The 12990-nt window shown below is 68.3% G+C and carries 15 protein-coding genes and 1 tRNA gene; 8 read left to right on the plus strand and 8 right to left on the minus strand.

All coding sequences use genetic code 11. From position 1 onward, the window contains the following. The first annotated feature begins 63 nt into the window (after positions 1–63). Complete coding sequence (locus AT701_RS10815) at positions 64–810, plus strand: IclR family transcriptional regulator (RefSeq protein WP_058125815.1); 747 nt, start codon at positions 64–66, stop codon at positions 808–810. A gap of 74 nt (positions 811–884) precedes the next feature. Here the strand turns inward: AT701_RS10815 and AT701_RS10820 are convergent, their stop codons facing one another. Continuing rightward, positions 885–1079 carry a hypothetical protein gene (locus AT701_RS10820; RefSeq protein ID WP_003893500.1) on the minus strand — a complete coding sequence of 65 codons (195 nt, stop codon included), beginning with the start codon at positions 1077–1079 and terminating at the stop codon, positions 885–887. 19 nt (positions 1080–1098) lie between these two features. Here AT701_RS10820 and AT701_RS10825 point away from each other — a divergent pair, with 19 nt between their 5' ends. Continuing rightward, entirely contained in the window at positions 1099–1458 is a 360-nt protein-coding gene (locus tag AT701_RS10825) for a DUF488 domain-containing protein (RefSeq protein WP_058125816.1), read from the plus strand. Positions 1459–1534: 76 nt separating this feature from the next. After that, positions 1535–2182: a GNAT family N-acetyltransferase gene (locus AT701_RS10830; protein ID WP_011728178.1), complete on the plus strand. Its 648-nt coding sequence runs from the start codon at positions 1535–1537 to the stop codon at positions 2180–2182. 250 nt (positions 2183–2432) lie between these two features. Here the strand turns inward: AT701_RS10830 and mbtN are convergent, their stop codons facing one another. From mbtN to crcB (AT701_RS10860), 6 genes are read right to left on the minus strand one after another with little or no spacing between them, the layout of a single operon-like run. Beyond that, positions 2433–3617, minus strand: coding sequence for a mycobactin biosynthesis acyl-ACP dehydrogenase MbtN (gene mbtN, locus AT701_RS10835; RefSeq protein ID WP_003893503.1), 1185 nt, complete (start codon positions 3615–3617; stop codon positions 2433–2435). Then, positions 3614–5161: a long-chain-fatty acid--ACP ligase MbtM gene (mbtM, locus tag AT701_RS10840; RefSeq protein ID WP_232836133.1), complete on the minus strand. Its 1548-nt coding sequence runs from the start codon at positions 5159–5161 to the stop codon at positions 3614–3616. Before mbtM ends, mbtN begins: the two co-directional genes overlap by 4 nt. A 29-nt stretch (positions 5162–5190) precedes the next feature. Next, complete coding sequence (gene mbtL / locus AT701_RS10845; protein ID WP_003893505.1) at positions 5191–5460, minus strand: mycobactin biosynthesis acyl carrier protein MbtL; 270 nt, start codon at positions 5458–5460, stop codon at positions 5191–5193. A gap of 59 nt (positions 5461–5519) precedes the next feature. Continuing rightward, on the minus strand, positions 5520–6590 hold the full coding sequence (locus AT701_RS10850) for a putative PII-like signaling protein (RefSeq protein ID WP_003893506.1): 1071 nt from the start codon (positions 6588–6590) through the stop codon (positions 5520–5522). Then, positions 6587–6952 (minus strand): fluoride efflux transporter CrcB, encoded by a 366-nt coding sequence (gene crcB / locus AT701_RS10855; RefSeq protein WP_036452963.1) that lies wholly within the window; start codon positions 6950–6952, stop codon positions 6587–6589. Before crcB (AT701_RS10855) ends, AT701_RS10850 begins: the two co-directional genes overlap by 4 nt. Then, complete coding sequence (crcB, locus tag AT701_RS10860; RefSeq protein ID WP_003893508.1) at positions 6949–7347, minus strand: fluoride efflux transporter CrcB; 399 nt, start codon at positions 7345–7347, stop codon at positions 6949–6951. The genes crcB (AT701_RS10855) and crcB (AT701_RS10860) overlap by 4 nt, the downstream gene beginning before the upstream one ends. Positions 7348–7417: 70 nt before the next feature. Between crcB (AT701_RS10860) and pgm the strand changes: the two genes are divergently transcribed. The 3 genes from pgm to AT701_RS10875 all read left to right on the plus strand — a co-directional run bounded on the left by pgm (position 7418) and on the right by AT701_RS10875 (position 10446). Continuing rightward, positions 7418–9052 (plus strand): phosphoglucomutase (alpha-D-glucose-1,6-bisphosphate-dependent), encoded by a 1635-nt coding sequence (gene pgm, locus AT701_RS10865; protein WP_058125817.1) that lies wholly within the window; start codon positions 7418–7420, stop codon positions 9050–9052. Further along, the gene (locus tag AT701_RS10870) at positions 9049–10317 is read left to right on the plus strand and encodes an MFS transporter (protein WP_003893510.1); all 1269 of its coding nucleotides are present in this window, start codon (positions 9049–9051) and stop codon (positions 10315–10317) included. Before pgm ends, AT701_RS10870 begins: the two co-directional genes overlap by 4 nt. 56 nt (positions 10318–10373) lie before the next feature. After that, positions 10374–10446, plus strand: a tRNA-Ala gene (locus tag AT701_RS10875). 306 nt (positions 10447–10752) lie between these two features. Here AT701_RS10875 and AT701_RS10880 read toward each other — a convergent pair. Continuing rightward, a complete protein-coding gene (locus AT701_RS10880; protein WP_003893511.1) occupies positions 10753–11961 on the minus strand; it encodes a Fic family protein in 1209 nt (402 codons plus the stop codon). Positions 11962–12019: 58 nt separating this feature from the next. Between AT701_RS10880 and AT701_RS10885 the strand changes: the two genes are divergently transcribed. Both AT701_RS10885 and AT701_RS10890 read left to right on the plus strand, forming a co-directional pair. Beyond that, a complete protein-coding gene (locus AT701_RS10885) occupies positions 12020–12271 on the plus strand; it encodes a putative universal stress family protein (RefSeq protein WP_003893512.1) in 252 nt (83 codons plus the stop codon). 14 nt (positions 12272–12285) lie between these two features. Continuing rightward, on the plus strand, positions 12286–12984 hold the full coding sequence (locus tag AT701_RS10890; RefSeq protein WP_058127599.1) for a hypothetical protein: 699 nt from the start codon (positions 12286–12288) through the stop codon (positions 12982–12984). The last annotated feature ends 6 nt before the right edge of the window (positions 12985–12990 follow it).

The raw sequence follows: 12990 nt of genomic DNA on the forward strand, positions 1-12990 counted from the left end.
TACGCTTATGCTTCGGTGACCACAAGAGGTTCTGGCCGAAGTTCTGACGGAAGGGGGGTCGCCATGATCCAGGCGGTCGATCGCGCCCTCCGGATCCTCACGGTGCTGCAGGGCGGGCGGCGGATGAGCCTGGGCGAGATCGCGTCCGCCATCGAACTCGCGCCGTCGACCGTCCATGGCCTGGTGCGCACGCTGCTCGCGCACGGCATGGTGCAGCAGGAGCTGGACTCGGGCCGGTACCGGCTCGGGCCGGCCACCCTGCGTCTGGGCAACGTCTACCTCGACACTCTCGAATTGCGTTCGCGCGTCACGGTGTGGGCGGAGAGCCTCGCCCGCCGGACCGGATGCGCCGTGCGGACCGCGGTGCTGCTGTTCGACGAGGTCGTCGTCGTCGCACACGAACCGCGTCCCGACGGCACCCGCCAGATGCCCGAGGTCGGCATCGTGATCCCCGCGCACGCCAGCGCGCTCGGCAAGGCGATGCTGGCCTTCCAGGACGGCTATCGCCCCGAGGCGCCGCTGCGCAGCATGACCGGCGAGACCGTGACCGACCCCGAGGTGCTGGCGGCCCAACTTGCGCAGGTGCGCGCCACCGGGATGGCTACCGAGGCCGAAGAGGCCGTGCTCGGTGAATGTTCCAGCGCCGCAGCGGTGTTCGACGCCACGGGCGAGGTGGCCGGGGCGATCGCGCTCGTGGTGCCCGCCGCACGGTGGCCGTTGGCGCCCGATGCCGTCGACGCGCTGCGCGATACGGCCCGCGCGGTGTCACGCGAACTCGGGGCCACGGTGTGGCCGGCCCGCCGCGCCTGATTGCGTTTCTGCGTCGAGAGCGACGAAAACGTCGTCACGACGCACTCGCAGCGACATTTACGTCGCTCTCGGCGTCAGTCCTGGCTACTCATGCGGTCGCCGACGAACTCCAGCAGTCGCGGATCCGGTGAGGTGAAGCGGTCGACCTCCTCGCCGCCGTCGCAACGCAGCAGTGCGATCGTCAGGCCGTCGCGGGTGCGGGCAACCACCTGCCAGTGACCGCCGGAGTCCTCCCAGCGCTGCAGATCCGCGACACGATCAACCGTCATGCTCCTACCATTGCACGGCATGGCCTCCAAGCATGAAGTGCGGTTGGCGCGGGTGTACGAGGAGCCCGAACCGGGGGAGGGGCACCGCGTCCTCGTGGACCGGCTGTGGCCCAGAGGGCTGCGCAAGGACGATCCGCGGATCGGGCAGTGGCTGCCGGAGGTCGCGCCGTCCACCGGATTGCGCCGCTGGTACGGCCACGCCCCTGAGCGCTACGACGAATTCGTCGAGCGTTACACCGCCGAACTGGAGACACCCGCTGCGGCCGCGGCGCTCGACGAGTTGCGCGGCATCGTGCGTGCCGCGCCCGTGGTGTTGGTGACGGCAACCAAGGAGATCGAGCTGAGCCACCTCTCGGTGCTGGCCGGCCTGCTCGCCTGACGGGTGCTGGCCGCCGTCTCGACCGGGGTGGGAAGGTAAAGCTACCCTCACCCGCTGCGGTAGGCTCGTCGCTCAAATGACCGACATCAACACCGACACCGACGAGGCGCTCGAACCTGTTCTCAAGCGCGAACTGACGGACATCTCCGACGCCGTGCGCGCGGTGCCTGCGCCCCCGGTCCCGGTCCTCGCCGAGCCGTACAGCATCAGGCTTGCCGACGCCGAGGCCGACTGTGAACTGGTGTCGGAGTGGATGAACCGTCCACACCTCGTGGAGGCCTGGGAGTACCCGTGGCCGCCGCAGCGCTGGCGTCGTTACCTGCAGGCGCAACTCGACGGCGAGTACTCGCGCCCGTTGATCACCGATTTCCGCGGCAAACCGGCCGGCTACGTCGAGTTGTACCGTGCGGCGAAGGATTCCATCGCGCCGCGGTATGCCGCCGACCCGTATGACATCGGGATGCATGCGGCGATCGCCGATCTGCGGTTTGTCAACCGCGGGATCGCCCCGATCCTGTTGCCGCGCATCGTGGCCAGCGTGTTCGAGCTCGAACCGGATTGCAGGCGCATCATGTTCGACCCCGACCACCGCAACACCGGCGCGCGGCGCCTCTGTGAGTGGGCCGGCTGTGCGTTCCTCGGCGAGCATCAGATGTCCAACCGCCGCATGGCGCTCTACGTGCTGCCCCGCACACCCGACGACATCCCTGAATCCGCCGCTTAGGCGTTACGTAGCACCGCGAGCGTGCGCGTCTGCCGCTCGACACACCGCAAATCAGCAGCAGTCAGCGCACTTTCGTAGCACCGCGAGCGTGCGCGTCTGCCGCTCGACACACCGCAAATCAGCAGCAGTCAGCGCACCTTCGCGGCCCACGAACGTGCGTCAACTGCTGACCAAACACGGCATGTCGACAGGCAAACACGCACGCTCGCTGTGCTGAGAGACCACCTGCCCAGCGGTGCTGAGAAGCCACCTACACAGCGTCAGGGCCGGCGAACTCGGCGTATCCGTCGTAGTCGGGCTTCATCGCGGCGGCGACGAGTTCCCACAGCACCTCGTCGGTGCCGCCGCCCACGCGTGCGAGTTTCATGTCGCGCCACCACTTGCCCAGCGGGGTCTCGTCGACCAGATAGCCCGAGCCGCCGAAGATGTGCATGCACTCCGAGATCACCTCTTCGCCGAGGCGGGCCGCGGTGACCTTGAACGCGGCCGCGGCGCGCAGGTCGAGCTTGCCGCCGGCGGCGATACCCGCAAGGCCGTAGCGCAGCATGTCGACGCGGGCCTGCAGGTCGGCCATCCGCATCCGCAGGGCCTGGTGCTCGTAGAGGGTGTGTCCGAACTGCCGGCGTTTCATCATGCGCGCCAGCGTGATTCCGAGGATGCGCTGTGAACCCGAGGCGACCTGCCCGGCGATCGACATGCGTTCGTGGGCCAGACCCCACGAGATCGCCGCGAGGCCCGTTCCGGCGCGGGCCACGAGGGCCTGTTCGGGCACCCAGGTGTCGATGTGCACCGCGGCGGTGTCGAGCGGACCGGCACCCACCTTGCGGTACGGCGTCTGTACCTCGCACTGCGACGTGGGCACCGCGATCACCAGCACGTTGCCGTGCCTGCTCGTCGGGTCGTGGTCGACGCCGCGCGCCACCACGATGATGTGGTCGGCGATCGGCGAGAGCGATACGAACTTCTTGATGCCCTTGACTTCGAAACCGCCACGCGCGGAGCGCACCTCGGTCTCCACGATCTGCAGATCCGAACCGCCGGACTCCTCGGAGGCGCCGATGCACAGCACCGCCTCGCCGCGGATGGCCTGCTCGCAGATGTTGCGCAGGTAATCCGACCTGCCGAACCGGCGCAGCACGCAGATCGCCGAATCGTGCAGGCTCACACCCACACCGATGCCCGCGGACCCGAGCCGTCCCAGCGAGAACGCCAACTCGATCAACTTGGCCACATCGGGTTGCTGAGCGTCACCCCACTTCTCGGTGAACACGCCGTTGCGGCCCAGGTGTTCGATGAGCTGACGCGGAAAACGTTCGGTCTCTTCGGCTTCGGCGGTCCACTGCGTGACCTGATCGTCGAAGACGCGGTCGAGGAGTTCGCGATACTCCTCGACGGTCGTGGTCGACGGCGTCAGCGCCGGTGCTGAGGCGGTCATCCTTTCGATTCCTCCAACTGTCGTTTGACCTCCAGGCGGCGCAGCTTGCCCGAAGAGGTGCGCGGGAGTGAGCCGGGCGCCAGGAACACCACATCGGCGGGGACGACGCCGCATTCGGAGGCGACGCGCTGCACCACCTCGCTGCGTGCTCCGGCTTCGTCGGGGCCGCGGAACTCCGCGGCGATCACCAGGCCGGGGCGCACGGCACGCTCGTTGGTACCGACGGCCACCACAGCGCCTTCGCGAACGCCCTTGACCCGCGCGGCGATCCGCTCGATCTCGGTGGGGAAGATGTTGCGTCCGGCGACGGTGATCAGTTCCTTCTTCCGACCGCAGATCACCAGTCCGTCGTCGGTGAGGTAGCCGAGGTCTCCGGTGGGGAACCACTCGCCGGGGTCCAGGGGAGCCTCTCCTCGGTAGCCGGACATCATCGAGGTGCCGCGGATCTCGACCTCACCGACCTCGCGGTCGACGACGCCGGCGTCCTCGTCACCGGGTTGCAGTCGCACCTCCATGCCGGCGATGGCGTGGCCGAGGACGGCCAGCTTCTGCGTCGACGACCCCGCCTCGGTCGTGACGGTGATCTCGTCGACCTTGAGGCCGACGCCGGGCACGGGAACCGTGACGGCGCACGAGGATTCGGCGAGCCCATACGACGGTGACAGGGCCCCCGGATCGAACCCGAACCGGCTGAGTTCGGTGCCGAACCGTGCGGTGCCGTCGATGTCGACGGGTTCGCCACCGTTGAGGGCGAACCGCATCGCCGAGAGGTCCACGTCGGTGAGCCGGCGCGAGTACTTGCCGATCAGGCCGTACGCCATGTTCGGCGCCGCGGTGAGCGTGGCGCGGCTCTCCGTCAGCCAGTGCACCCAGCTGAACGGCGCGGAGGCGAACGCGGTGGTCGGCGCCTGCCAGGTCTCGGTTCCCCCCACGGCGGCGCTGAGCAGGAAGGTCAGGCCCATGTCGTGGTACAGCGGCAGCCACGAGCAGCCGATGTCGCTGCCGGCCAGGCCGACCCGCTCGGCGAGGCCGCGCAGGTTCGCCAGCACCGCGTCGGGTCGCAACTGTGCGGTGCGCGGGGTCCCGGTGGATCCCGCGGTGCCCTGCAGGACCGCGAACTCGCCCAGTGGCGCGCCGAGTTCCAGCGTGGTGGAGCGCTGGGCGTGGGCCACCTCGGCGTCGTCGTGGATCACGAGAGAGCTGTCACGGGTGCGGAGTTGCTCGAGGTAGGAGCCGTGGCTGAACACCGTCGTGACGCCGATATTGGCGAATCGGTTCAGCGTCGAGTCCGCCCACTGGTCGGGATCGGCGCCGCGGACCAGGCCGGGCAGGATCGACACGGCCGACCCGGCGAGCAGCGCACCGAGGATCGCCGCGACGCCCTCGACGGTCGGTTCGCCGACGATGCCGACGGCCGAGGAGCCGTCCTGGCCGATGCGCTCGGCGACGTTCTGTGCCCGCAGGTGCACCTGCCCCCACGGATGCCGGTGCCACGTACGGGTTTCCGGTTCGAACACCACGAGGTCGGCGCTGCTGGTGGTCATGGCCTCCGTCAGCGCCGCGGAGAGCACGTTCACTGGTTGCTCTGCTCCGCGGGGATCTTCGCGAGGATGGCGGCTTCGAGGTCGCCGACGGTGTCGCAGCTCAGCAAATCCTCCTCGGACAGTGCCACGCCCAGCTTGTCCTCGATGGCCACCATGCCGACGGCGAATGCCACCGAGTCGAGGCCCACGTCGTCGACGAGACGGGAATCCCGGGTCACCCTGCGGATGTCAACATTCATGTCCTCACGGAGGATCTCGGTCAGGGCGGCGCTGATCGCATCAGGGGATGTTGACTGCATGAGCAGGGACGGTACACCTGAGAGTTAAGGTAGGCTAGGCTTACCCACCTTCTGTGAGCTCAGTAACTGTGGTAAGCGAGCGCCGTGCTGCCCGACCGGTGCGGACCGTCGATCGTGACCGCCGCGGGCACCATCTCCGCGGTCACCACGCCGTGCCCGGCCGTCACCTCGTCCACGATCTCGAAACCGGCCGCGATGCGCTCTGGCGTGTCGACGACGACCGTCGTCACCGGCACGTACCGGGCGACTTGAAACAGACTGTCGCCGTGCAGTTCCCCGTCACCGCAGAACCCCCACACCCCGCGCACCACGGTCGCCCCGCCCGCGGCGCCGGATCCCAGCAGGCGCCGCACCAGGGCGCGGTGCACCGGCACCCCGTCGTGCAGCGCGGCGCCGGCGGTGTGGATCATCAACTTCTGCCAGATCGCCCGCCCCTGCGTGTCGGTCGCGGGCAGTGCCGCGGGTTTGCCGATGAGCTTCCCGTCGCGCTTGCACACCTCGGCGCGCTCGACCGTCATCAGGGGACGGTCGAGCAGCGCGGTCAACTCACCCAGCGCGGCGCCGACCTGTTCACCGGATCCGACCGCGATGATCATCACCGGCACGTGGGTGTTGGGGCTGAAGAACCGGGCCCGGCGCCGCTGGCCGTGGAACGTCCCGTCCACCCCCACGAACACCGTCGCCGCGGCGAACCCCAGGCGGTGCAGCAGCGCGATCACCGCGCGGTGCGCGGGAGCCCCCGCGACGCGATGGTGACGTCCGACGTAGATCGTGAGCTTGCTGGTCGACGGGATGGTCGGTGCCGGAGTCGCCGCGGTGACCAACTGGGCGCGCTCGAGGGTGATCAACCCGCGCGGCACCATCTCGACGGCCTGCTCGGCGAGCGCCGCGATCGTCGCGGCGGTGTCGACCGCCGCGACCGCCACTGCCGGATCCTCTGACATGGTCAGCGTCTCGTCGGTACGTATCTGCCTGCTCGGGCCGAAGCCGGCCGCCCCGCGCAGCATCACGCTGGTGGCGACGCCGGCATCGCCGTACAGGTCGAACAGCGCGTCGGCGGCGAACCGGTCGCCGTGGCGTTGGCGTTCACCGAAGTACCCGGTGAGTTTCAGATAGTCCGCAGTGGTCACAGCCGACCTCCCAGGAACACGCCCAGCCCGGCTGCGGCCAATCCGAGCACCACGCTCACCACGAGGTTGGCCACCACCGATCGAATCTGGCGTTCCTCGCCGAGGCGCTGTGTCTCCAGCATCCACGTCGAGAACGTGGTGTAGGACCCGACGAAACCGGTGCCCACCACCAGCGCAACATTCGCGGGCAGCGCCAGACCGCCGAGGAATCCGAGCAGCAGCGCACCGCTGACGTTCACTGCGAGGGTGCCGTACGGAAAACCACCGGGCGTCCGCGCCGACACCGTCCGGTCGACCAGGAACCGGCATACCGCACCGAGGCCGCCCAGGAGCGCGACGCCCGTCCACACCAGGACCGTCACCGCAGCACCCGCGCTCTGCGCACCAGCGCCGTGGCACCCGCGACCGCGACCACGCCGGCCGCGAGGCTGGCCGCGGTGTACCCGGCCGCCAGGCCGACGTGGCCGTGCTCGATCATGCCGATGGTCTCGACCTGCATGGTGGAGAACGTCGTCAACCCGCCGCAGAACCCGGTGCCCAGCAGCGGCCTGCGGTAGCTCGACACCGGCAGCCGCTCCAGCAGCCGGGTGGTGAAGTAGCCCAGCAGGAACGCGCCCACGATGTTCACCGCGAACGTCGGCCACGGCCACCGGCCGGGATCCGGCGCCATGAGCGTCTCCAGACCGGCGCGGGCCAGCGTGCCCAGGGCTCCGCCGACGAACACCGCGGCCAACTCACGTGGGTCGTGGCGGGTCATAGATCAAAAGTATGGCCGCAACACCCCAACCGCGCGGCGACGCCGCGGCGCAGAGAGCAGAATCGGAAACATGTCAGCCAATCCGCGCGCAGGTCAACCCGCACAGCCCGAGGATCTCATCGACGTCGCCCACGTGGTGACGGCGTACTACACCAGACGGCCCGATCCGGAGGACGTCGCGCAGCAGGTGGCGTTCGGGACCTCGGGACACCGCGGGTCCAGTCTCGACACGGCGTTCAACGAGGCCCACATCCTGGCCACCACGCAGGCGATCGTCGAATACCGCGCGGCGCAGGGCATCACCGGCCCGCTGTTCATCGGCCGCGACACCCACGCCCTGTCGGAGCCCGCATGGGCCTCCGCATTGGAAGTGCTGGCCGCCAACGACGTTGTGGCGATGATCGATTCGGGTGACCGCTACACACCCACGCCCGCGGTCAGCCACGCGATCCTCACATTCAACCGGGGCCGCGAGGGCGATCTCGCCGACGGCATCGTCGTCACCCCGTCGCACAACCCGCCGCGCGACGGCGGCTTCAAGTACAACCCGCCCAACGGCGGGCCCGCCGACAGCGACGCGACCTCCGTCATCGCCAAGCGGGCCAACGTGATCCTGGCCGACAACCTCAAAGCCGTGAAACGCATGCCGCTGGCGCGCGCGCTGCAGACCGTGCACCGCTACGACTACCTCGACGCCTACGTCGCCGACCTGCCCAATGTGGTGAACCTGCACGCGATCCGTGCCGAGGGCGTCCGCATCGGGGCCGACCCGCTCGGCGGCGCGAGCGTGGACTACTGGGGCGCGATCGCCGAACGCCACCAGATCGACCTGACCGTGGTCAACCCGCTCGTCGACGCCACGTGGCGATTCATGACGCTCGACACCGACGGCAAGATCCGCATGGACTGCAGCTCGCCCAACGCGATGGCCTCGCTGATCGCCAACCGTGACGCCTACCAGATCGCCACCGGCAACGACGCCGACTCCGACCGGCACGGCATCGTCACGCCCGACGGCGGGCTGCTCAACCCGAACCACTACCTCGCCGTCGCGATCGACTACCTCTACACCCACCGGCCCGACTGGCCGCAGAGCACCGCCGTCGGCAAGACCGCGGTGAGTTCCTCGATCATCGACCGCGTGGTCGCCGGGCTCGAACGCAAGCTGGTCGAGGTGCCGGTGGGCTTCAAGTGGTTCGTCGACGGTCTGGTCGGCGGCAGCATCGGCTTCGGTGGCGAGGAGAGCGCGGGCGCGTCGTTCCTGCGCACCGACGGCACGGTGTGGACCACCGACAAGGACGGCATCATCCTCGCGCTGCTCGCGTCGGAGATCCTCGCGGTGACAGGGAAGACGCCGTCGCAGCGGTACGCCGAACTCGCCGAACAGTACGGCGCACCCACCTACGCGCGCATCGACGCGCCCGCCGACCGTGAGCAGAAGGCGCGGCTGTCCAAGCTCTCGCCCGAGCAGGTCACCGCCACCGAGTTGGCCGGTGAACCGATCACCGCGAAGCTCACGGCCGCGCCGGGCAACGGCGCCGCGCTCGGCGGCCTGAAGGTGACGACGGAGAACGCGTGGTTTGCCGCGCGGCCGTCGGGCACCGAGGACGTCTACAAGATCTACGCCGAGTCCTTCAAGGGCCCCGAGCACCTCGCGGAGGTGCAGCAGGCCGCCAAGGACGTGGTGAATACAGTCATCGGGTGAGCTCCTGTCCTGCGGAGGGCGACTGTTCGGCGCCCGAGAAGCCCAAGCTGCCCGGTGAAGTCTGGGTTCTGATCGTCGCGAACGCGGTCATCGCCCTGGGTTACGGCGTGGTGGCACCCGTACTTCCGCAGTATGCGCGCCATTTCGGGGTGAGCATCAGCGCGGCGACGTTCGTCATCACCGCGTTCGCGCTGATGCGGCTGTGTTTCGCCCCGGCGACCGGCGTGCTGATCCAGCGGCTGGGGGAGCGGCGGATCTACGTCAACGGCCTGGTGATCGTCGCGCTGTCGACAGGGGCGTGCGCGTTCGCGCAGACGTACTGGCAGTTGCTGCTGTTCCGCTCGCTCGGCGGGATCGGGTCGACCATGTTCTTCGTGTCGGCGCTCGGGCTGATGATCCGCATCAGTCCCGAGGACGCCCGGGGCCGCGTCGCGGGCATGTTCTCGTCGGCGTTCCTCGTCGGGTCGGTCGGCGGCCCGGTCCTCGGCAGCCTCACCGCCGGTCTGGGACTCAGCGCGCCGTTCCTCATCTACGGCGCGGCGTTGCTGGTCGCCGCCGCTGTGGTGTTCATCAGCCTGCGCCATTCGTCGCTGGCCGCACCCGCACCCGACGACGGGCCCAAGGTGACGGTGCGCGCGGCGCTGCGCAACGGCGCTTACCGGGCCGCGCTGGTGTCCAACCTCGCCACTGGGTGGTCGGCGTTCGGGCTGCGGATCGCGCTGGTGCCGTTGTTCATCGCCGAGGTGCTGCACCGAGGGCCCGGCATCGCGGGTCTCGCGCTGGCCACCTTCGCGATCGGCAACGTCGGCGCCGTGATCCCCAGCGGCTATCTGTCCGACCGGGTGGGGCGCCGTGTGCTGCTCATCATCGGCCTGACCGCGGCCGGGATCTCGACCGCGGTGGTCGGCCTCACCGACGGGCTGCCGATGTTCCTCGCGGCCGCGTTGGTCGCCGGTTTCGCGACGGGCATCTTCACCGCACCGCAGCAGGCCGCCGTCGCCGACATCATCGGCAACAAGGCCCGCGGCGGCACCGCGGTGGCGACGTTCCAGATGATGGCCGACGTCGGTTCCATCGGCGGGTCGCTGCTGGTGGGCCTGATCGCGCAGTACCTGTCGTTCTCGTGGGCATTCGTGATCAGCGGCGTCATCCTGCTGCTCGCCGCACTGTGCTGGACGTTCGCGCCGGAGACCCGGCCACGCCCGTCCGCCGAGCACACCCCGGCGCGGCCGCTGGGGCCCGAAGCCGGCGGAGAGGTGCCCTGACCAGCCATTTTGTATTGCCTGGCACCTGTGGTGTACCTTCGTTGAGCACGACATCAGGGGCTATGGCGCAGTTGGTAGCGCACCACACTGGCAGTGTGGGGGTCAGGGGTTCGAATCCCCTTAGCTCCACTCCTCAGATACCCGCTCCGGCCATTGGTCGGGGCGGGTTTCGTCGTTTCCTCGAGGCAGCTTCATGGCGATGAGTGGCCCGGCTCGGCGACGCGCATGGTTACCGGCGCCAACCCGGGCGCCAGTCCGCTGATGATCAACGGTCGCCGGGGCTGCCGATGGTTTCGGTCATTCATCCGGCGTGTAGATGACGACATCGTTGAAACGCGGTGTGATCAGAATCCCCTGTGTAGCACCGCTAATGAACGTCAACATACATCGCCGACCCCTGCCCAAGAAGAAACCACTGCTTGCAGGCTGACCGGTCTAACCGGACCGGCTGCGTCGCCCGGCCCGTGCGGCGAACGCGTCGAGCGCGCTGAGGACTTCTGGTGCGCGCCAGGCTCTGTTGCGGGCGCGGTCGGTGAACTCGGCGATGATTCCGGCGGCGGTCAACGGGTCGACATATCGGCGAGCGTTCCCGGTCGTTATGCCAAGTTCACGCTGCAGAAGTTGCGCGTTGAAGACCGGATGCTGGATGAGCAGGTCGGCGACCCGATGAACAGCTGAGTCCCGTCGGGCAGCGATCCTGGTATCCCACTCCTCGCGAATTGATCTGAGGTCGGTGACCAGTCGGCGTCCGTTCGCGACCGCGAGCAGCGACGCTTCCGAGAGCCGCTCGACGATGGGTGCGGGATCACCGTCGCGATAGGAGCCGAGGGCGCCGAAGTAGGCATCGGTGTCGGTGAGGAGCCCGGCCGAAACCGGGACGGTGATCTGGCGAGTGAGTCGCTTGTGGCGCAGCATCGCTTGGATCAGTGCGCGGCCGGTCCGACCGTTGCCGTCGGTGAAGGGATGGATTGTCTCGAACTGTGCGTGGGCGATGGCGATCTGGGGGAGGCTGGGCACATCGGCGCGACGGGTGAAGGCGAGCAGATCCTCGATCGCGCCGGGCACGCGGGTGTGATGAGGTGCGATGTAGTCGGCGCCGCGGGGGCCGAAATTCCCACCGCCGATCCAAACCTGCTCAGTGCGCCAGTTTCCGGCGGAGACAGGGGCGCTGTGGTGCATCAGGGCGGCGTGCATGGCCAGGATCGCTTTGTCGTCGAGTCGGTCGGCCAGCGCGACTGCAGCCTTCATGGCTTCGGTGTTGCTCACGATGAGGGCGGCATTGCGCCGGCTGGTGTCGCCGAGGGCTTCGGCTTCGGCGATCGCGCGGGCGGAGGCCGTCAGGTTTTCGATGTTCGAACTCGCCGCGGACTCCGATCGCAACAAGACGGCGGCGAAGGGCGCGATCTCCTCGCCGAGCTCAGCGTCGAAACGTGTGATCTCGTTGCTCGCTTCTTCGGCGTCAGCCAGGACCGCCGCAGGAAGCGACACCGCGAGTTCGGCGATGGAAGCCGGGATCGCGGCCTCGTACTCTCCGGCTTGTCGCTGCGCCGCCCGCAGGTCCGCGAGTCCGTAACCGGCTTCGACGGGCGCGTCCCACGTCAGCGTCTCGTACGTGAGCGCGGTGCCCTCCCCAGCTGATGCCACAAATGGAAGATAGCATCACTTCATCCCTTAAGTGATGCTATCGAGCGCCCCGAGCATCATGTGTCAGCTGGCTGTTCGCGGACCTCTTCGCCTCCTCTGGGAGGGACCTGACGGAGAATTCAATCCAGATTTCGGACCGGCCAAGGACATACCCGACGAACTCCAACGCCAGTACCGCATTGCCGAGGCCCAGGGCATTCCGGTCGAATGGCGAGTAGCCGAACCGAAGGCGGCAGAGGCGATTGAGCGGATCGTCGAACGTGAAGGCTATGACGACCTGATTACGGTTACGGTGGTACCGCCACAGTGAAGAAGGGGACAGGAGTGCTCTGGTTGATCGGCGGTTGGGGTAACCGCCCGGATTCGCTGCAGGACGCGGCGCGACGCTTGCAACGCTCGCTGCAGTTGGCCCCGCCGGAACCAGAAAGACACGGGCCGTGGGGGATTTGGCGGCCGCGCCAACCCGATGCGCAGACAGGTTACGACCTCGTGCCCATCGACGTTGACGACCAAGGCGATCTTGAGGCCGCGATCACATCGGTGACTGAGCGGGTGAACAAGGGTCCTCGCTCGGCTCCGGGCTTGAACATCGAACTGGCCAGAAGGGCGGTCGGCGACCGGCCAGAGACGAGCCCGACCAAGTTTGAGTACACCGTTCGGGCAGGCTTCGTCGATGCCCGGCGACCATACAACCATGTCGCCTTTGATCTCGAAGACAACACCGACGACCGCACGCTCATGAGTTACATGAGCGCACTCGTCGAATCCTGGCAGCCAGACCACCTGGGTGCAGCGACGATTGAAACCAAGCGTGCACAAGGCGCCAAGGGCCCCCAGGTCGTTGTAGGCCGGTTGACTTACATCCGTCACGGGATCTCGTTCGATCCCAACGTTCTCAACGCCGAGGTGGACGTCGCCGAGGCTGACGGCGGCCTTTACGTTCGGGTGCCGGGCACTCCCGGAAATCCCAGCTTGGATCACATCCGCCAGGTGCGTCGAGCACTCCGGTACGAGGCGACCTGAACGGTT

Origin of the sequence: Mycolicibacterium smegmatis (assembly GCF_001457595.1) — a bacterium.
Taxonomy (GTDB): Bacteria; Actinomycetota; Actinomycetes; order Mycobacteriales; family Mycobacteriaceae; genus Mycobacterium; species Mycobacterium smegmatis.